Below are 19777 nucleotides of genomic sequence, written 5' to 3' on the forward strand. Positions count from 1 at the left end.
TTTAACAGGGGGGAACGTCATGGAAAAATACAAGCAGGCTTTCGTCCCTGTAGAGGAACGAGTGCAGGATTTGCTGACCCGGATGACGCTTCAGGAGAAGGTTGGGCAGCTTAATCAGCGGATGTATGGATGGAATGCCTACGTCCGGGATCATGCCGGAATTACGCTTAGCGATTCCTTCAAAGAGGAGGTCGCCTTTGGCGGTGGAATGGGGGCACTTTACGGCTTGTTCCGCAGCGATCCCTGGTCCGGTATGAATTATGAGAATGGTATTACAGCAGCGGGGAGCGCGAAGGCTGCGAATAAGGTGCAGCGTTATGTCATGGAGAATACTCGACTGGGCGTTCCCGTCTTACTGATAGAGGAATGTCCGCATGGGCATCAGGCGCTGGATGGGACGCTGCTGCCAGTGAATCTGGGGGTAGGTTCTACTTGGAATCCAGCGCTGATGAAACAGGCTTACGCCCATATAGCCGCAGAAATCAGAAGCCGGGGTGCCCATGTAGGGCTCGTATCCGCACTCGATATTCTGCATGATCCCCGTTGGGGGCGTTCCGAAGAATGCTTCAGCGAAGATCCGTATTTGGCCGCCCGGTTTACGGAAGCCGCAGTCCGGGGGATGCAGGGTGATGAACCACACGAACTGGCTTCTCCTAACAAGGTAGCTGTGGTTCTCAAGCATTTATGCGCTCAAGGGGCCGCCCAAGGGGGACGCAATGCGGGACCTGCGGCCATTGGACAACGGGAGCTGCGTGAAATTCATCTTCCGGGAGCCAAGGCCGGTATGGAAGCTGGAGTCGCCGGCTTTATGGCCGCGTATAACGAGCTTGACGGTATTCCCTGTCACGCCAATAAAGAATTGTTAACCGGCATACTTAGGGAAGAGTGGAAGTTTGACGGGATAGTTATGGCTGACGGCTGCGCGATTGATCGGCTGCTGGCGCTTACGGGAAGTTACGAGTCTGCGGCTGCGCTTGCTCTATCTGCTGGTGTGGATATTAGCTTATGGGACACATCCTTTACGACTTTGGAGGAAGCGGTGAAGCAAGGCAAGGTCTCGGAGGTGGAAATCGATCGGGCGGTAAGCCGTGTACTGCGGCTTAAGTTCCGGCTTGGCCTGTTTGAGCATCCCTATGTAGAGGAACTGTCGGCGACTTACGTGGTGGGTCATCCAGACTTCCGGAATATCAACCTCCAGGTGGCACGCGAATCGGTCGTGCTGCTGAAGAACGAGGGGGATTTGCTGCCACTTGAAGCGGGACAGCAGCGGCGGATTGCGGTTATCGGCCCCAATGCGGACCGTCTGTATAACCAGCTTGGCGATTATACGAGTGTCCAGCGCGAAGGGACAGGCACTACGGTTCTGCAGGGGATACGTTTGATAGCACCCGAAGGCGTGACGGTAGTTCATGCCCTGGGCTGCGGCATCCGCGATGAGTCTCCTGCAGGCATCCAGGAAGCGGTTGAAGCCGCAAAAGGGGCGGATGTCGCCGTTCTGGTGCTTGGCGGCAGCAGTGCACGCCAGTTTGGCGGGGAGTTTGACAGCAATGGCGCGGCAATCGTCTCGGAAGGGAACCCATCTGAAATGGATTGCGGCGAAGGCGTTGATCTCGCAGACCTTTCGCTTGGAGGTATTCAGCTACAACTAGTTGAAGCAATTGCGGCAACAGGCACACCTGTTGTGGCCGTCATTATTCAAGGTCGACCGCATGCGCTGACCGGCCTTGATGACCTCTGCGGCGCGGTACTGTGTGCCTGGTATCCAGGGACAGAAGGCGGCAAGGCAATTGGAGAAATCCTGTTCGGCAAAGTTAATCCGAGCGGCAAACTGCCTGTCTCCCTTCCACGTTCTGCGGCGCAGCTTCCTGTCTATTATAACCAGAAGGACCCTGGACGGCCGCGCGTTTATGTCGATATGCCTTCTGCTGCTCTGTATCCTTTTGGTTACGGATTGAGCTATACGGCTTTTAATTATGAGCATATTTCCTTGTCCCAAGACAGTATTTCCGCCTCTGAGCTGGAGCAGGGAACGAAGGTTACCGTTACGGTCGGCGTCAAGAATACGGGCGAACGAAGCGGATTTGAAACAGTCCAGTTGTATATTCAGGCCCGTGAGTCCGGCATTACCCGGCGTTTTGCCGAGCTTAAAGGCTTTTGCAAGCTTGAGCTGCTTCCGGGTGAATATCAAACCGTCAACTTCTACCTGGGCACAGAGGAACTGGCAATCTGGAACCGGGAGATGAACTTTGCGGTAGAGCCCTGCCGCATCGCCGTCCACATTGGTGGGAACTCACGGGATACGGTTGCGACAGAGCTGACGATTTCAGGTGGATATGAATAAGCTGTGGGCTGAATTTTGAGCCAAGCAAATTAATGATCAGGTTAAATGAAACGAGGCAGTACCTCATCTCTTGAGGCTACTGCCTCTTTTTTGACTATAAAACGCACATCGCCAAGTTAGAAGAGCGAATCATATATGATGTACGCAGCTGACTCGAACTATTTCAATTTATAAATATACAAAATATTATGTTTAGTGTAAAATTGCATTACTTGAGACTTACCGGACAAGTTTGAAGGACTATTCACATGTCTATTTGTGAATTTTTGCGCAAAGATATGCGGTTAACTACAGATAAGAATATGGAGGCTGGAGAGATTCATGAAGAGAACATCAATGAAAAAAATACTTATGCTGTTTATGCTGGTGGCTATCATTAGTACCCTTGCAGTTGGTTGCAGTACAGCTAAAAATGCAAATACGGAAGGCACTGGAGATGCGGCAGCCTCCCCGGCGGCAGAAACGCCAACGTTGTCACTGGGATTATTGCCCTCGATTGATGCCATTCCTTTTATAGTTGCTCATTCCCAAGGCTTTGATAAGGAACACGGTGTGAATCTTGCGATTCAGACGTTTAAGAGCGCTAAAGATCGCGATGTGGCATTTCAAGCGGGTAAGGTGGACGGGCTCAGCGCCGATTTGGTCGCAATAGCCATTTATAATGAGGCCGGGCTTGATGTGAAGATTACGAGCACAACTTTTGGTGAATTCGATTTGCTGACTGGCAATGATGAGATCAAGGAAGTGAAGGATCTTAAAGGAAAGTCCGTGATTTTGTCCAAAAATACGTCTACACAATATACGGTAGCCATGATCCTGAAGCAGGCTGGCCTGACGGAAGATGATGTGTTGGTAACAGAGGTACCACAAATCCCGACTCGGCTGGAGCTGCTCAAGAATAACAAGGCCGATGCAGCTATTTTGCCCGAGCCTTTTGTGACTATGGGTAAAGCTGCGGGCCTGCGTGTATTGAGCTCCACTCTAGCGGCTGGCGTGAATCCGTTTGTGCTTGCTTTCCCGCAGAGTGCGATTGATGCCAAAGGACCGGCTATTCAAGCTATGTATGCAGCCTATGATGAAGCGGTTGCTTATATGAAATCCCATGACCAAGCGGAATATATCGATCTGATTATCAAAGAAGTGGGTTATCCCGATACATTAAAAGCTGATATTAAAGTGCCTGATTACCTGCCAGCTAATCAAGTGGATGTGAAACAAGTGGAAGCCGCTTTTGTCTGGGCGCGAGAAGTGGGACTCCTTACTAAAAATATAGCGGCTGAAGATGTGATCTCTGATGTCCAATTCAAGAAATAGCGGACTGAGCATCAAGGATCTTAAAGTGGAGTACAAGGGCGGTCAATTGGCATTAGGGCATGTTGAATTGACGTTGCCGGAACATGGGATTTATACGATTATCGGACCGTCCGGCAGCGGAAAGTCTACGTTATTGCGAGCTATTGCCGGCCTGCTGCCTAGCTATACGGGAGAACTGCTGTTTAACGGAAAATCCGTGCATGCCAAAGAAACGCTGATCGGTCTCGTTCCGCAGAATTACGGATTGTTGCCTTGGAAAACGGTTCAAGCCAACATCGGGATCGCGATGAAGATCAGCCATCCTGAAGGGCTGCATAAACAGGAGCAGGAAGTGCAGATTAAGCATTGGCTTACCTCTATGGGAATCGCTGAATTAGCGGGACGTTATCCACTCTCGCTCAGTGGGGGGCAGCAGCAGAGAGTGGCAATTGCCCGTGCTTTTGCTATCCTGCCGACGATTTTATTGCTGGACGAACCTTTCTCCGCACTCGATGCGATCACGCGGGAAACTCTTCAGGAGCTCTTTTTGGATAATTGGCTGGCGAACCCGGCTACGACGTTATTTGTAACCCATGATGTGGAAGAAGCGATTCTGCTCGGTCAAAAAGTAATCATCATGCCTTCCAACAAGGAAGAAATGCCGGAGATTGTCGATAATCATTCCGTCTTTCAAATGAAGCATGAGCATAAACGGGACAGCGATGAATTCTTTGAGCAGACTAAGGCAATCAGAAAGGTAATGCAGGAGAAATGGTAAACATACGGCGGTTCCATCATCTAGCAAGACTATTATTGGTGTTTCTGTGTATGAATGTGGTCTGGTATATCGCCTATTTGCTGATGAATCATCCCATTCTGCCTAGTCCCTTGGCTGTTTATAATGCAATGGCTCATTTGGAAGCGAAGGATCTTTGGCTTAATATCAGCTACAGTCTGTTTCGTATTTTTGCCGGGGTGATTATCGCGTTAATTGTGGGTCTGCTCATTGGCCTGCTTATGGGACGTTCCCAGGTTTGGAATAAGCTCTTGGACCCGGTAGTTTATCTGACGTATCCTGTGCCCAAGATTGCTTTGCTGCCAGTGGTGATGTTATTCTTCGGACTTGGCGAGGTTTCCAAAATTCTGATGATTATGTTGATCCTGCTCTTTCAAGTCATCATATCCGTCAGAGATGGAGTCAAGGCGATTCCCGACAGCACTTATGATGTCTTAACCAGTATTGGGGCCAGCACCGCCCAGAAATTCTGGAATGTAATGCTGCCCGGCGCGTTGTCCGTGATTCTCAGCACGATCCGGATTTCACTTGGAACAGCGATTTCTGTTCTTTTCTTCACGGAGATTTATGGAACAGAGCACGGCATGGGCTTTTTCATTATGGATGCCTGGTTAAGGCTCGATTACCCGGAGATGTACGCGGGGATTATGCTGTTCAGTCTTGTGGGTTTTGTATTGTTTCTGCTGGTGGATGTGCTCGATTATAAGTTCATGAAGTGGCGGAATTAGTATTAGCCGCTGCACAAAAAGAGTCTACCCTTGTCCTTATTGGATGAAGGTAGGCTTTTTGCATATCAAGTAGACTGTCGTCAGAGGGCTCATTCGGATGAATTGGATGTACATATTTGCTGTGAATAGCAGGCTTGGCTAAATCCTGTACTTTTTACAACATTACTATCGAAAAAAGACTATTAAAGTTGAATTATTGGAGGAAATACAAGATTCCATTTCAAAAGAGACTCTACAGTTGGCTAAAGTTGGATTTGATACAGCATTTACTGACTGAGGAGTAGATAGAACAAATATTGTTGTGTTTTATACAGGAAAGTTTAGAGAGTGACTCTAATATCGCTTGGAATTCCTTGTGATTGGTTTGACTAACCGTCGTTCGTTATAACCTCCATGGCCTCGATCAGCTTCTGCATTTCATTCTCTGTTCCTACAGTAATCCGCAGACAGCGGTTTTACTCCAATATTTACTCATCTAATATCTTACCCCTGCTGTAGAAGATAAGGCACAATGTACTGACGGAATACGTCAACAGGTGCACTGTTCTTACGATGTTTATTTTTGGTGATGACGCAGACGAGCTCATAGGACGGCACAACGATGATAAATTGCCCCCCGAAGCCGCGTGCATAATGATAAACAACCTCGTCTTGGTGCTCTATCCCATTGGAAAAGGAAGAAATCCACCAGTGCCAGCCGTAAAACCCCGTATGCGGTGGATTTACTTCAATAAGCGGAGAAGTGGAATGCTGTACAGTTGCAGAAGAAATGAGCTGATCTCCTTTCCAGCGTCCCTGCTGTAAATAAAGCTGACCAAATGTGCTCATATCCTGCGGTTTGAGATACAGTCCGAAGCCGCCGGTATGAATACCTTGCGGATCGGTATCCCAGCGGTAGTCCGTGATGCCAAGCGGCTGGAACATCTGTTCTTCCGCAAATTCGGCTACCGATTGTCCCGTGGCTTGTCTTAGAATAGCCGATAATAGCTGGGAGTTGCCGGAGTTGTAGACCATTCGTGTCCCTGGTAAATCGGCGAGCGGCTGGGACAGGACAAATTGTACCCAGTCCGCCGTCTTGGTCATGGTAGGGAAAGAATTTTGCCCGCCGAATTCGGTCCAGTTAAAGCCTGAGGACATCGTCAGCAAATGGGCAAGGGTGATCTGACGCTTCCGGATGTCACTATCTTGTCCCAGTTGGGAGAAGAACTCAATAATGGGCGTATGGGGAGGCGGTACAATATGTTGATCTATGGCTATGCTGATCAGTGCTGCGAGTACACTTTTGGTGCATGAATTTATTTTGCTGAGTTCTGCGGCTGTTTGAGGTTCATCGTAATATTCCAGCACTGCTGTACCCTTCTGGGTGATCAGACAGCTGCTTATTTCCAGGTCAGTGAGGCCGCGAATGAGCGGCTGAAGTTCCATGCTATGCATGCTAATCATCTCCTTGCTGCTCAAATTTATCAGATTCATGGATGGAGTTCAAATAGTTCCTTTATAACTTCTTCACATCTTGCCCATTAGTTCTTCACATCTTTGAGTTATGCTGTATCCATAAGAAGGAGGAACGACCATGAAAAAACTAGGGTTAGGTATTGCGGCGTTGGTACTGTTAATGGGTATTGGCACTAGTGTGTATGCGGCGGCAGGTACAGATAAAGGTGAAAGCTTCTTTGAACAGATGCTGCCTTTTGCGAAGCAGATGCATCCCGATTTGACTGTTGCCCAGATCAAGGATATGGCGGATAACTGTCAGAAGAATAATGGAACAGGTATGGGAAGTATGATGAATAGCTCAAACAATCGCAGTAATATGATGAATTTTTAAGGGAAGCCTGATACGATAGACCTCTGAGCTAGTGCTGAGGTCTTTTTTTATAGTTGGGGGATGATGAGTGTGAATACGGCGACCATTCTAATTGTGGATGATGAAAATGATATTCTTCAGGTCATCAAGGCTTATCTGGAGAAAAGCAACTATATTGTGTATGAAGCTGATTCGGGAAAAGGGGCGCTGCAGCTCTTTGAGAATCTCCGGCCCGATCTGGTGGTGCTTGATTTAATGCTGCCGGATATTTCTGGTGAAGAGGTTTGCCGCACCATTCGCAAGAAATCCAACATTCCCATTCTTATGCTAACTGCCAAGAGCAGTGAGGACGATATGGTGAAGGGTCTGCTGATGGGAGCGGATGATTATATTACGAAGCCCTTTAGTCCACGCGAGCTGCTTGTCCGGGTAATCAGTCTGTTGCGAAGAGCACAACTGCAGACGGAGCGGAGAGGCGAGAATACAGTGGTCTTCGGAGGTGGACGCTTGAGCATCGATCCGGAGCTGCATGAGATTTGGGTGGATGGAGAAGCGGTTTCTTTGACACCCATCGAATTTAAGCTGCTGGAGATTCTGTCACGGCATCCCAAACGGGCTTTCAGCCGTCTCGAATTAGTTAATCTGATTCAAGGCGATACCTTTGAAGGGTATGAGCGGACGATTGATGTACACATCAAGAATGTTAGGCAGAAGATAGGAGATGACCCCAAGCGACCTGTATTTATTGCGACAGTGTTTGGTATTGGCTATAAATTTCAGGTGAACGAAGATGTTTAGAGGTGGACTTCGCCAAAAACTGCTTCTATCTCATATGAGTGTAGCCTTATGCTCGCTGCTGGTTGTCATGCTTCTAGTGAACCTAGTGATGAATATCTCGTTCGGCAAATACATCGATAACCAGCAGAGGACAGAAGCTGGTTATCTGCTGGAAGACCTGCAGGTGTCCTACAACCCGGCGAATCCATGGGCAATGAACACACTTATGGGAGTTTCCCATCAAGCTATGCAGCGCAATTATGATATCAGCATCTATGATGTGGATGGCAAGCTGGTGTGGAATGGGGGAATGATGGGCATGTCTATGCCTTCGACAGCGACAGGGACTGTTGCCACCTATCCCGTAATAAAGGATGGGTTAAGAATCGGAACCTTAGAAATGCGCGGCAATGGCGGGGCCATGCAAATGCAAAACCAGAGTTTCCTGCAAATGTTCAACTGGTATTCTTGGGGGGCACTTATTCTGGTGCTTGCTGGGGCGTATCTGTACAGCAGATTTATTGCCCGCGGCATCAGCCGTCCGCTTATTCAGATCAAGGAGATTGCAGTGCGAATGCGGGAAGGCGATTTATCACAAAGAATTACGCTTACGGAAAGAGAAACAGAAGTGGAAGAAGTGGGCCGGGCGCTTAACTTCCTTGCCGATACCTTACAGCAGCAGAAGAGATTGCGGAAGAATCTGACGGCAGATGTAGCCCATGAACTGCGCACTCCATTGACTACCATTCAGAGTCATATCGAAGCCTTTCAGGATGGAGTGTGGGAAGCAACACCCGACAAGCTGCAGGTTTGCCATGATCAAGTGATCCGGCTGGTGCAGCTCATTAGTGATCTGGAGAAATTGAGTGCAGCCGAGAATCCGATGATACAGTTGCGACAGGAGAGTCTTATCCTCAATCATGTGATCCATGATTCTGTGAATTCCATAGCAGCACAGCTAGAAAAGCAGAGCCTTTCATTGACGGTACATGAGGATGCTGAGGTATTTATGACAGGGGATTACGAACGTCTAGTGCAGGTGTTTGTGAATCTGCTGAATAATGCCTACAAATATACCAAGGAAGGCCGGATTGAGGTGTGGATCACCGAAGAACCTTCTGAGATCAAGGTGACCATTACAGATACAGGGCTTGGGATCTCTCCTGAGGAATTGCCGTTTATTTACGAGCGCTTTTACCGCGGTGAGAAGTCGCGCAACCGGAAGACTGGTGGAGCGGGAATTGGTTTGGCTATCGTAAAGGCAATTGTGGAAGCGCATGGAGGCAAGGTTGCGGTTCAGAGTATTCTGGGTAAGGGTTCGGACTTCAGCGTGTATTTCCCTAAATGAGGAGAAAGATAGAGTACTAATAAATTTATATAAGTAGAACTTAAGATTTTGCTGAATCGGCTTTAATCGTAACTGCGGTGAATGTTTGGACTTCCGGCCGCTGTTGTCTCCTGATTTCTTGATTTATTCCGCTTTAGTGGATGAAATCCAGAGACAGCTAATGCTTACGATGCGAGCTTTCCGTAGGAAAGCTTATGGGCGGTCGCTATCGCTCCTGCAGTTCCCAAATCCCCCTCCGTTACTTTTACCTTTTGTTAAGTTTTCTAGTTCAACTTATTAAGCCTTCTTTCGTCCTTTTTTAGGACGGAAGTGGGCTTTTTTTGTTGGCTTAGAGAATTTCCTGTCGTGCATTAATTATGGAAAAATAATGAAATTATCTTTATAATTAGAAGGATATCAGATTAGAGAGGATGAAATCTTTTGAAGAGCAACAGCACTCATGATATTCATCAGACTACCAGAACAGCACTTATTACCACTGTGGCACTTGCCCTGCTTTTACCAGCTGGGTTGGCCGGGGCTAGCTCAAGTACCGCTTCATCAGCTGCCACTTTCGTATCCTTAACAACAAGTAGTGAGCAAACCGCTGCTACAACAGTTAAGGCAGATCCAGCAAAGGTGAAAATTACGAAAGAAGAAGCGATTGCTAAAGTGAAGGAGCTCTTTCCCGCGCTAAAGGAGGCGACTGCTTCCAGTGTAGAGCTAGGCTCTAGCACCAGCTATCCCCCTTTTCCGAATCAAATGGCCTGGACCATTCAGTGGCAATACCGGGTTGGCAATTCGACATATGGATTCAGCAGTACTGTGGATGCAAACAACGGAGATCTAATTAATACCTATATCTCCATCCCTCTGCAGGAGAATGTGTCCTATTATCCGCCTGAAATATCACAGGCGCAGGCATTGAAGAAGGTAGAAGCCTTTATTGTCAAAGCCGTCCCATCCATTAAGAGCAGCGAACTGCAGTTGGATGAGAATAGTCTTTATAATATAAATAATGCTGCACTATTTGGGCCGGTTCAATATAATTTTATTTACAAGTTACTTAAGAATGGTATCCCTTCAGCAGCGGAGGGTCTGCAGGTTACTATAGATGGCAGTGGTAATGTACTGCAATTCTACAAGGTGGCAAATGGGTTTGATTACCCGGCAGCTAAGCCGACTATGACACAGGCAGAAGCGGAGAAGAAGTTCGCAGACAGCTTTGAGGTAGGGCTTTATTACATTCCGATTTACAAGAATGGAACGAGGAACAACTGGATTATAGGCTGGCGTCCAGTGGAGCAAGCACTATATTCTGTAGATGCGATCACTGGAAAAAGAATGAATAGTGAAGGGAACGACTCTACTTTACCAATGACCTATGCCGATGTGCCGCAGAGTAAGAAGTTTCTTCAGTTAAGAAGTGCCAGTACAGAACTTTCCGCAGAGGAAGCGGCTAAGTTGGTGGAGCAGGTCGCCTTTATTCCTGCTGGACGAAAGCTGCTCTCCAAATCGCTAAGTGATGATTACCAGACGCCCGGCAGAAAGATCTGGAGATTGACTTGGTCAGAAGGCGACCATTTCTATGGGGGGACCGCACAATCTACAGCAGAGGTCGATGCGCTCACAGGTCAAATATTATCGTTCCAGGCTGAACAATTGAACTATCCAGAGGTAACCAAACCTCAGCCTGCTCCTACTGGAGGCAAGAAGATTACCCAGGCGGAAGCCAAGCTAAAGAGCTTAGAGCTCGTTAATCTTCTATATGCCAAGGCAAGTAGTGAGCTGAAGCTTGTCCAGTATGGGGGAGATTGGAACGTGGTGCCGGGCGGAACAGGTTACCGGTACCAATTTATCCGTTACTACAAAGGAATCCCGGTAAGTGATGGCAATGTTAATATTACTGTGGATCTTTATGGCAGACTGCAAGACTACAGCACCTACCGAAATACAGGTCTTGAGAAGATAGCCCAAGTACCTGCGGATGCAACAATAACGAAGCAGGAAGCGCTTGCGATTTATCAAAATCAATATAAACCGCAGCTGCAATATACTCAAATAGGCGGATTTACTGTGAATAATACGTATGTGACACCGTCAGTTAAGCTTACCTATACACCCGTTCCAACGGATTCCGGGAAGTCTTTAGAGGTACTGGACGCAGTCACAGGGAAATGGGTATCGTGCTATCCTACCAATGCACTTCAGGGGACTCCAATCACCACGACCGACTTGAAAGGGCATTGGGCAGAAAAAGAACTGTCAGAGCTTGTGAAATATAACGTGCTTACTCCTGAGGCCGACGGCAAAGTGAATCCAGAACAGGAAATAACCGTAGGTGATTGGCTTACCCTAATTGCTAAGGCCTCCACACCGACTTATGCTACCTACTATAATGGCAGTGATCGCAAAGCAGTGGCTGGAGTAAATCTGGAGAATCCGTATTTCGATGCAGTCTACTTTGCTGCAGAGCACGGTTGGATCAGCAAAGATATTGTGTTGCAGACAGAGAGCAAACTTACCCGGGAACAACTTGCTGTCCAGCTGACTTCTTTCTTGAAATACAATAAAATTTCGGCATTCCTGGATAAAGATACAGCAGTGAGCCAATTCAGTGATAGCTCATCCATAATAAATAAGGGAGCAGTAGCCGTTGTTGTGAAACTTGGGTTGCTGCAGGCTGACAATGGTAAATTTAATCCGCAGCAAAGTGTAACAAAAGCGCTGGCCGCGTCTGTCATCATGAAGCTGGTGGAGCTGCAAGGTAAGACCGATCAGACCATCGGGCAATAATTAATCTGCCTAGTTGGAGAGGCCTGCTTCCCGTCTTTATGGCGGGTAAGCAGGCTTTTTTAAACTTAATTACTAAGCTTCCCTCGATCCGTATGGCAAGGACAAATAAGGGTACGGGCTTATTTTCCCTTATGCTATAATTGGCGTAAATCTTTACGGGGAGCGGTTAAAAAATTGAATAAACAATATGAGAATGAGGTTGAGCGATTATTGGATTCCTTGGGAATCTCTCTACCTTTAGTGCAGAAGCTGTTTCCGATTGATGTCATGTTCGCATTAGCCAATACGGAAACCTTTATCTATTATCTGCCGGGTAATGAATTAGATATAAAGATTCAAATCGGGATGCCCATTCCAAGTAGTGGCGGAATCAGGCAGGCACTGGACAGTGGGGAAAATGTCAGCGCAAATATTCCGAAAGAAATTTATGGCCTGCCCTTTAAATCTTCATCCTTGCCTATAAGAGACGATGCTGGAGCGGTTATTGGTGTCTTTACCATAGGAATTAGCCTGAAGAATCAGGAAACCTTAAGTTTCGCGGCCAATTCTCTGGCGAGAACCTCGGAAGAGATCAATGCAACCTCTGAAGAAATAGCGGTTACTGCTTCTGACTTAGCCAATACGATAAGCGACCTCAAGCTCTTGGGCCAAAATGTTGTTCAAGAATTGCGTAAGACGGATGAAATTTTGGATTTTATAAAAAAAGTAGCGGATAACTCCAATTTGCTGGGACTCAATGCCGCCATCGAAGCTGCACATGCCGCCGAGCATGGTCGGGGATTTGGTGTTGTGGCACAGGAGATTCGCAAAATGGCAGTCTCCAGTGCGGAATCCGCTAAGGAGATCGCGAGTATCTTGCTTACAATTAAGAATAACATCAATCGCATTGATGAGACACTATTTGAATGCTTGTCGCAAAGCGAGCGACAGGCCGCATCTACTGAAGAAATATCCGCCTCCATGCAGGAACTGGCTGCTTCTGCAGTTGAAATTGAGAAGATAGCCCGGCTCATATGAATGAAGAAACCGCCCTCTGATTTTAAGTCAGAGGGCGGTTTCTATTGTAATACAAAATACAGGATGCTTTACTTACCTAGTTGTTCATCCACTTCTTTAATTGGATTCTCGTCGACATGCTCTTCAACCACTGTGCTGCTCAGGAACCAGCCAAGCGTTGCAATTAGAACGAGTACGACATAGAAAGTGAGTTTCCACCAAGTGCTATGTGCGAATGATTCGGATAGAACGCCCAGTGAAGGGTGAGCTAGAGTAATAACGGTTAGCTTAATGCCGACCCAACCGACGATAAAGAAGGCTGCCAGTTCAAGACCTGGACGGGAATGAAGCAACTTGACGAAAAAGGAAGCGGCGAACCGCATAATAACCAATCCGATAAATCCACCCGCAAAGATAACAAGGAACTGTCCACCGTCAAGGCCACCGATATTAGGAAGTCCACTTGCCGGAAGCGCAACGGCCAGCGCAACAGCTGCCAGAATGGAATCGACAGCAAAGGCGATGTCAGCAACCTCAACCTTTAATACTGTGAACCAGAAGCTGGATTTCTTTTTGACGACGGCCTGTGTACCACTCTCATTGGCTTCTTCCGTAACTGTCTTCCTGAATATCAGCTTTCGGAAGATATGGTTCAAGGCGATAAATAACAGATAAAGGGCACCGATAGCTTGTACCTGCCAAATATCGACCAGATAAGAGATAATGAAGAGTGAACCGAAACGGAACACAAATGCCCCGGCCAATCCGTAAAAGAGAGCTTTCTTTCTTTCCTCATCAGGAAGGTGCTTAACCATAATTGCCAAGACCAGTGCGTTATCTGCGGCGAGCAACCCCTCAAGTGCTACGAGAACGAGCAAGACCCATCCGTATTCTAAAAACAATCCCAAATCCATTATTAATTCCTCCCTTTCAAATGTAAATATTTTCAAAAATGAAACTTTTTATACCATTATTTATCAAAACTATATAAAAAAGACCTTTACCAAACAGATTAACCTTTGGAATAAAGGTAACCTGATTGGTAAAGGTCTCGCTAACAATAACTAATTGCCAATAAAACCGGGGAATATCCTCATACTCCCGTATTGACGGCTTTATTTAACAGCTACTCCCCTTTACGGGATGTATATTAAATTTTATTAGATACGTAATTGATTTAAAACTATCATATACGACTTGAGAATCGTTGTCAACACCTATGAGAATAAATATCATTAGAAAAACACATGGAATGGAAACGGAAACATGATAAGTGCGAGTTAGATAAGGTGACATCTCATATGACGAAACTGCAAACACAAGGTAAAATAGGGCTTTTTAAGCGTGAAGCTAATTGACGGTACCCCTATTTGAAAATATGATGAAGCTATAAAAGCGAGTTGAGCAAGGTTGTTGTAAGAAAACATGACATACGAATAATTACAATCTTACAAAAGAGTTTTACTGCGAACCGCAATCAAGAAGTAAATGCTCCGTAAAACTTTTAGGAGGTGGGAAAATGAAGCCGTCGCCGTCGTCGTGTATGTCTAATGAAGCAGAGGAGGAGCTTAGCCGCCACCCTTGCTACAGCGAGGAAGCACATCGGTTTTTTGCCAGGATGCACATCCCGGTTGCTCCCGCCTGTAACATCCAGTGCAATTACTGTAACCGCAAATTCGACTGTGTGAATGAAAGTAGGCCGGGTGTGGTCAGTGAGGTACTTACTCCGGAACAAGCGGAGCGCAAGGTTAAAGGGGTAGCAGCTCAATTGATGCAGTTGTCCGTGGTTGGTGTTGCTGGCCCTGGTGATCCGCTGGCTGATCCGGAAAGAACATTTGATACGTTTGAACGTGTGAAGCAGCATGTGCCCGATGTAGCCTTATGCTTAAGCACTAATGGCTTAACGGTTTACCGCCATGTGGATGAAATCGTGAGATTGGGTATCCGCCATGTGACGATCACAATCAACGCTATCGACCCTGATGTCGGCCGTGAGATTTATCCTTGGGTAGTTGATGAGGGTGTGCGGTACGAAGGCAGGGAAGCAGCCGAGCTATTAATTAGCCGCCAGCTTTTGGGTCTTGAATTGTTAGCCAAGCAGGGTATTCTTGTCAAAGTCAATTCCATTATGATTCCAGGGGTCAATGATCATCATCTTCCCGCAGTGTCCAAAAGAGTAAAAGAGCTCGGGGCCACACTGCACAATGTTACACCGTTAATTATCGCTCCAGGCAGCCAGTATGAGAAGGACGGTCGCAAAGCGCCGCGTCCAAAGGAACTGAACAACCTGCAAGAACTGCTCGGCCGTGATGGAATGAAGGTCATGCGCCACTGCCGACAATGTCGGGCCGATGCTATCGGGCTGTTAGGTCAGGATCGCAATCAGGACTTCGGTCTCGATACGATGGAAGCAGATCCAGTCATTAATCATGAAGCTAGAGAATTGTTCCAAGTTGATCTGGATACCAAGATTCGCCAACGTGTAACAGCGAAGCAGGCAAGACTGGGCTCCATAGAAGCAGGAGCGCAAACGATCAGAGTCGCTGTTGCTACAAGAGGCGGAGACAAGGTCAATCAGCATTTTGGCCACGCCACAGAGTTCATGATTTACGATACCGATGGAGCGGAAGTAAAGCTGCTCGGTGTCCGCAAGATACAGGCTTACTGCCACGGCACAGCTGATTGTAATGGTGACAAGGATGCAACGTTGCAGGAGATTGTTTCTATATTAAAAGATTGCCGCATTCTTCTCTGCTCCGGTATTGGTGACGCCCCGCGCGCCAGCTTGAATAAAGTCGGAGTATTGCCTCTAGTTCGCAAAGGTGATGTACAGGAAGCCATTCTCGAAAGTGTGAAGTACAGCTCTTATTTTGAAAATATAAACATTTCGAAGGGATGATAACAATGAGACAAATAGCTTTCTACGGTAAAGGCGGTATCGGTAAATCCACAACTTCCCAGAACACTTTAGCTCAATTGGCTACAAAATTCAATCAAAAAATTATGATCGTAGGTTGTGACCCTAAGGCAGACTCCACACGATTGATCTTGAACACTAAAGCTCAGAACTCGGTGCTTCAGCTGGCCGCAGAAATGGGAACCGTTGAGGATCTGGAACTTGAAGATGTACTACAAACGGGTTACGGCGATATTCTAAATGTAGAATGTGGCGGACCAGAACCAGGTGTTGGCTGTGCAGGCCGCGGTATTATTACAGCCATTAACTTTTTGGAACAACAAGGTGCTTATGAAGGACTTGATTTTGTATCTTATGACGTACTGGGCGACGTAGTATGCGGCGGTTTCGCAATGCCAATTCGCGAAGGTAAAGCACAGGAGATTTACATCGTATGTTCCGGTGAAATGATGGCTATGTATGCTGCAAATAATATCGCTCGCGGTATCTTGAAATATGCAACTACTGGTGGTGTTAGACTGGGCGGTCTGATCTGTAACAGCCGTAATACTGACCGTGAAGACGAACTGATCATTGAGCTTGCACGTCGTTTGAACACGCAAATGATTCACTTTGTACCTCGTGATAATGTTGTTCAACATGCGGAACTTCGCAGAATGACAGTGGCCCAATATAACCCTGAGCATCAACAAGCAAAGGAATACGAAATTCTAGCCGAGAAAATCCTGAACAATAAAATGATGACTATCCCTACTCCTATTACGATGGAAGAGCTGGAAGAACTGCTCATGGAATTCGGTATTATTGAAGACGAAGAAGCTGCAATCAAGAAGTTGCAAGCTGCTGGTCAATAAGATACATGCCGAATAAGTCGTCCGGTGAACGAGAGTGGAGAGACGGTCGATTCACCGGATGAACTTTGAAGTGACGCAATTGCCACGCAGGCGGTTTAACGCTCTGCACCATGAAAAGGAGGGTTAACAAATGGGACTGGATATTGAGGCGAATAAAGAGTTAGTTGAAGAAATATTAGAAGCTTATCCCGTGAAGGCACGGAAAGATCGCCAAAAACATTTTCAGGTGAGTACTCAGGAAGCCATAGATTGTGGTACATGCGCCGTAAAATCAAATATTAAATCGCGTCCCGGCGTTATGACGCCACGCGGATGTGCGTATGCAGGATCTAAAGGTGTGGTTTGGGGACCGATCAAGGATATGGTTCATATCAGTCACGGCCCAGTCGGCTGCGGACAATATAGCTGGGGCACACGTCGTAACTTTGCGAACGGTACGCTCGGTATCGACAACTTTACGGCTATGCAGGTCACAAGTGATTTTCAGGAGACGGATATCGTCTTCGGCGGAGATAAGAAGCTTGAAGTGATTATGCGTGAGATTACGGAAATGTTCCCACTTGCTAAAGGGATATCCGTTCAATCCGAATGTCCTGTAGGACTGATCGGTGACGATATTGAAGCCGTGTCCAAGAAAATGTCCAAAGAGCTTGATATGCCAATCGTTCCAGTACGCTGCGAAGGTTTCCGCGGTGTCAGCCAATCGCTCGGTCACCATATCGCTAATGATGCGATTCGCGATTTCGTAATGGGCCGTGCCGAACTGGCTGAAACGGGTCCGTACGATGTTAATATCATCGGCGATTACAATATCGGCGGCGATGCTTGGGCTTCCCGTATCCTGTTGGAAGAAATGGGCCTGCGCATTATTGCCCAGTGGTCCGGCGATGGTTCGCTCAATGAACTGGAAGTTGCCCATAAAGCGAAATTGAACCTGATTCACTGTCATCGTTCCATGAACTACATGGTTGATCATATGGAGAAAGCGTACGGTATTCCATGGATTGAATATAACTTTTTTGGACCCACCAAGACCTATGAAAGTCTCCGGGCAATCGCGGCTCTGTTCGACGAAACGATCCAGGAGAACTGCGAGAAAATGATTGCCAAACACAAGCCGGTAATGGATGCCATTATCAATAAATTCAAACCTCGTCTGGAAAATAAAAAAGTAATGCTGATGATTGGTGGATTGCGTTCCCGCCACACTATCGGGGCTTATGAAGATCTGGGCATGGATATCGTGGCCTCCGGTTATGAATTTGCTCACAAAGATGACTATGAAAAAATGCTTCCGATGTTGAATGAAGGAACGATCGTCATGGATGACCCGACTGCTTATGAGCTGGAAGAGCTCACGCAGAGACTGGGTGTTGATTTGGTAGGCTCGGGCGTAAAAGAAAAATATGTATACCATAAGATGGGTGTTCCTTTCCGTCAGATGCATTCATGGGATTACAGCGGTCCGTATCATGGATTCGATGGCTTCAAGGTTTTTGCCAAGGACATGGATATGACGGTAAACAGCCCCGTGTGGAATTTAGTGAATAAGAAGGAAAAAATCCAACCAGAGGGGGCGAGCATATGAGTAAGGACAACCTGGACATTAAAGACAATAACAATCTGTTTAAGGAAGAACGCTACGTGCAGCAGCGGGAGAACAAAAAGCAGTTTGAAGCGCCTTGCAGTGAGCAGGAAACTGCTGAAGCGCTCGCCTACTCCAAATCTGCTGAGTATATGGAAAAGAATTTCAACCGTAAATCAGTAGTTATTAATCCCCACAAAGCATGCCAGCCGCTTGGATCGGTTATGGCAGCACTCGGATTCGAAAAAACACTGCCGTTCGTTCACGGTTCACAGGGCTGCAATGCCTACTTCCGCAGCCATCTAAGCCGCCATTTTAAAGAACCAACGCCTTCCGTCTCCTCATCGATGACCGAGGATGCCGCTGTCTTCGGCGGAATGACCAATATGATTGATGGTCTTGAGAATAGTATTGCGCTCTACAAACCGGAAATGGTTGCTGTATGTACTACCTGTATGGCCGAGGTTATCGGTGATGACCTTAACTCTTTTATCGGCAACGCCCGTATTAAAGGAGCTATTGCTGAAGATTTCCCAGTGGCTTTCTGCAATACGCCAAGCTTTGTCGGTTCGCATATTACGGGTTATGATGCCATGCTCAAAGGAATTCTGAGCTACCTGTACACTCGCTCTGGTATCCAAGGAACTCCAGGAAGCGGCGAAGGAACGGGAGAAAAGCTGAATGTGATGCTTGGATTCGAGCCTTACACCGGAAACTTTGCTGAAATGCGCAAAATATTGAATGCTTTTGATACGGAATATACCATTCTCGGCGATCATAGCGGCAATTACGACTCGCCGGCAACGGGAGAATACGAGTACTACTATGGGGGTACCAAGCTTGATGATGTACCACTGGCAGCCAATGCACTGGGTACACTATCGCTGCAAAAGTACACATTGAAAAAGACGCAGGAATATATTAGCGGAACCTGGAAGCAGGAAATCTCTGCACTATCCACGCCGCTCGGCATCAAAGGTACAGATAAGCTGCTGGAAACCATTAGTGAAATGACAGGTCTTCCTATTCCGGCATCACTCACTGAAGAACGTGGTCGGGTAGTGGATGCACTCATGGATAGCCATCCTTACCTTCATGGTAAAAGAGTTGCGCTTGTAGGTGATCCGGATCTTCTGATCGGCCTGATTGGGTTCTGTCTGGAAATCGGGATGGAGCCGGTGCATATCGTATGCTCCAATGGCGAAGTTGATTTCAATGATCAGAAATTCAAGATAGAAGCCGAAGCTCTGCTGGCATCCAGTCCTTACGGTTCGGAAGCAACTGTTCATATCGGCAAAGACTTGTGGCATATGCGTTCACTGCTGCTCACTGATCCGGTTGACTTGGCTATTGGCAGTTCTCATTTGAAATTTGCTGCTAAGGACGCTGATGTACCCCTGATCCGGGTAGGCTTCCCAATCTTTGACCGTCATCATATGCATCGGTATCCTATTATCGGCTATCAAGGAACTTTGAATCTGTTGAGTTTAATTGTGAATACCGTACTGCAACAGCTGGATGATAATAATTCAGGTTTTAACTTCGAACTGGTGCGTTAAT

General features: G+C 47.0%; 15 protein-coding genes. 13 read left to right on the forward strand and 2 right to left on the reverse strand.

What is annotated here, in order from left to right; translation table 11 throughout:
- Positions 1-19 precede the first annotated feature (19 nt).
- The 4 genes from GJB61_RS24360 to GJB61_RS24375 all read left to right on the forward strand — a co-directional run bounded on the left by GJB61_RS24360 (position 20) and on the right by GJB61_RS24375 (position 5158).
- Positions 20-2341 (forward strand): glycoside hydrolase family 3 N-terminal domain-containing protein, encoded by a 2322-nt coding sequence (locus GJB61_RS24360; protein ID WP_154121631.1) that lies wholly within the window; start codon positions 20-22, stop codon positions 2339-2341.
- A 321-nt stretch (positions 2342-2662) separates the two neighbouring features.
- Entirely contained in the window at positions 2663-3655 is a 993-nt protein-coding gene (locus GJB61_RS24365) for an ABC transporter substrate-binding protein (RefSeq protein WP_195724459.1), read from the forward strand.
- Positions 3636-4412 (forward strand): ABC transporter ATP-binding protein, encoded by a 777-nt coding sequence (locus tag GJB61_RS24370; protein WP_154121632.1) that lies wholly within the window; start codon positions 3636-3638, stop codon positions 4410-4412. Before GJB61_RS24365 ends, GJB61_RS24370 begins: the two co-directional genes overlap by 20 nt.
- A gap of 50 nt (positions 4413-4462) precedes the next feature.
- Positions 4463-5158, forward strand: coding sequence for an ABC transporter permease (locus GJB61_RS24375; protein WP_229522423.1), 696 nt, complete (start codon positions 4463-4465; stop codon positions 5156-5158).
- Positions 5159-5641: 483 nt separating this feature from the next.
- Here the strand turns inward: GJB61_RS24375 and GJB61_RS24380 are convergent, their stop codons facing one another.
- On the reverse strand, positions 5642-6592 hold the full coding sequence (locus GJB61_RS24380; protein ID WP_154121634.1) for a serine hydrolase domain-containing protein: 951 nt from the start codon (positions 6590-6592) through the stop codon (positions 5642-5644).
- 139 nt (positions 6593-6731) lie between these two features.
- Between GJB61_RS24380 and GJB61_RS24385 the strand changes: the two genes are divergently transcribed.
- The 5 genes from GJB61_RS24385 to GJB61_RS24405 all read left to right on the forward strand — a co-directional run bounded on the left by GJB61_RS24385 (position 6732) and on the right by GJB61_RS24405 (position 12882).
- Complete coding sequence (locus GJB61_RS24385) at positions 6732-6986, forward strand: FAD/FMN-containing dehydrogenase (RefSeq protein WP_154121635.1); 255 nt, start codon at positions 6732-6734, stop codon at positions 6984-6986.
- Between the two features lie 60 nt (positions 6987-7046).
- Entirely contained in the window at positions 7047-7763 is a 717-nt protein-coding gene (locus tag GJB61_RS24390; protein ID WP_195724460.1) for a response regulator transcription factor, read from the forward strand.
- Positions 7764-7797: 34 nt separating this feature from the next.
- Positions 7798-9090: a sensor histidine kinase gene (locus GJB61_RS24395; protein WP_229522424.1), complete on the forward strand. Its 1293-nt coding sequence runs from the start codon at positions 7798-7800 to the stop codon at positions 9088-9090.
- Positions 9091-9510: 420 nt separating this feature from the next.
- Positions 9511-11865 (forward strand): YcdB/YcdC domain-containing protein, encoded by a 2355-nt coding sequence (locus GJB61_RS24400; protein ID WP_154121637.1) that lies wholly within the window; start codon positions 9511-9513, stop codon positions 11863-11865.
- A 174-nt stretch (positions 11866-12039) separates the two neighbouring features.
- On the forward strand, positions 12040-12882 hold the full coding sequence (locus GJB61_RS24405; RefSeq protein WP_229522425.1) for a methyl-accepting chemotaxis protein: 843 nt from the start codon (positions 12040-12042) through the stop codon (positions 12880-12882).
- Between the two features lie 68 nt (positions 12883-12950).
- Here GJB61_RS24405 and GJB61_RS24410 read toward each other — a convergent pair whose 3' ends face one another.
- Entirely contained in the window at positions 12951-13775 is an 825-nt protein-coding gene (locus GJB61_RS24410) for a TerC family protein (protein ID WP_154121638.1), read from the reverse strand.
- 629 nt (positions 13776-14404) lie between these two features.
- Here GJB61_RS24410 and nifB point away from each other — a divergent pair.
- The 4 genes from nifB (at position 14405) to nifK (ending at position 19776) form a co-directional block, all read left to right on the forward strand.
- On the forward strand, positions 14405-15760 hold the full coding sequence (nifB, locus tag GJB61_RS24415; protein WP_229522426.1) for a nitrogenase cofactor biosynthesis protein NifB: 1356 nt from the start codon (positions 14405-14407) through the stop codon (positions 15758-15760).
- 5 nt (positions 15761-15765) lie between these two features.
- A complete protein-coding gene (nifH, locus tag GJB61_RS24420) occupies positions 15766-16632 on the forward strand; it encodes a nitrogenase iron protein (protein ID WP_154121640.1) in 867 nt (288 codons plus the stop codon).
- Between the two features lie 130 nt (positions 16633-16762).
- The gene (nifD, locus tag GJB61_RS24425; RefSeq protein ID WP_154121641.1) at positions 16763-18220 is read left to right on the forward strand and encodes a nitrogenase molybdenum-iron protein alpha chain; all 1458 of its coding nucleotides are present in this window, start codon (positions 16763-16765) and stop codon (positions 18218-18220) included.
- Positions 18217-19776 carry a nitrogenase molybdenum-iron protein subunit beta gene (gene nifK / locus GJB61_RS24430; RefSeq protein WP_154121642.1) on the forward strand — a complete coding sequence of 520 codons (1560 nt, stop codon included), beginning with the start codon at positions 18217-18219 and terminating at the stop codon, positions 19774-19776. Before nifD ends, nifK begins: the two co-directional genes overlap by 4 nt.
- Position 19777: the final 1 nt, after the last annotated feature.

Origin of the sequence: Paenibacillus monticola, from assembly GCF_009664975.1 — a bacterium.
Lineage (GTDB): Bacteria > Bacillota > Bacilli > Paenibacillales > Paenibacillaceae > Paenibacillus_AQ > Paenibacillus_AQ monticola.

Coding starts and splice junctions, on each gene's coding strand:
- GJB61_RS24380 (WP_154121634.1), bottom strand. CDS start 6,592: ATGCATAGCATGGAACTTCAGCCGCTCATTCGCGGCCTCACTGACCTG.
- nifB (WP_229522426.1), top strand. CDS start 14,405: ATGTCTAATGAAGCAGAGGAGGAGCTTAGCCGCCACCCTTGCTACAGC.
- GJB61_RS24410 (WP_154121638.1), bottom strand. CDS start 13,775: ATGGATTTGGGATTGTTTTTAGAATACGGATGGGTCTTGCTCGTTCTC.
- nifK (WP_154121642.1), top strand. CDS start 18,217: ATGAGTAAGGACAACCTGGACATTAAAGACAATAACAATCTGTTTAAG.
- GJB61_RS24390 (WP_195724460.1), top strand. CDS start 7,047: ATGATGAGTGTGAATACGGCGACCATTCTAATTGTGGATGATGAAAAT.
- nifH (WP_154121640.1), top strand. CDS start 15,766: ATGAGACAAATAGCTTTCTACGGTAAAGGCGGTATCGGTAAATCCACA.
- nifD (WP_154121641.1), top strand. CDS start 16,763: ATGGGACTGGATATTGAGGCGAATAAAGAGTTAGTTGAAGAAATATTA.
- GJB61_RS24375 (WP_229522423.1), top strand. CDS start 4,463: ATGAATGTGGTCTGGTATATCGCCTATTTGCTGATGAATCATCCCATT.
- GJB61_RS24360 (WP_154121631.1), top strand. CDS start 20: ATGGAAAAATACAAGCAGGCTTTCGTCCCTGTAGAGGAACGAGTGCAG.
- GJB61_RS24365 (WP_195724459.1), top strand. CDS start 2,663: ATGAAGAGAACATCAATGAAAAAAATACTTATGCTGTTTATGCTGGTG.
- GJB61_RS24385 (WP_154121635.1), top strand. CDS start 6,732: ATGAAAAAACTAGGGTTAGGTATTGCGGCGTTGGTACTGTTAATGGGT.
- GJB61_RS24370 (WP_154121632.1), top strand. CDS start 3,636: ATGTCCAATTCAAGAAATAGCGGACTGAGCATCAAGGATCTTAAAGTG.
- GJB61_RS24395 (WP_229522424.1), top strand. CDS start 7,798: ATGAGTGTAGCCTTATGCTCGCTGCTGGTTGTCATGCTTCTAGTGAAC.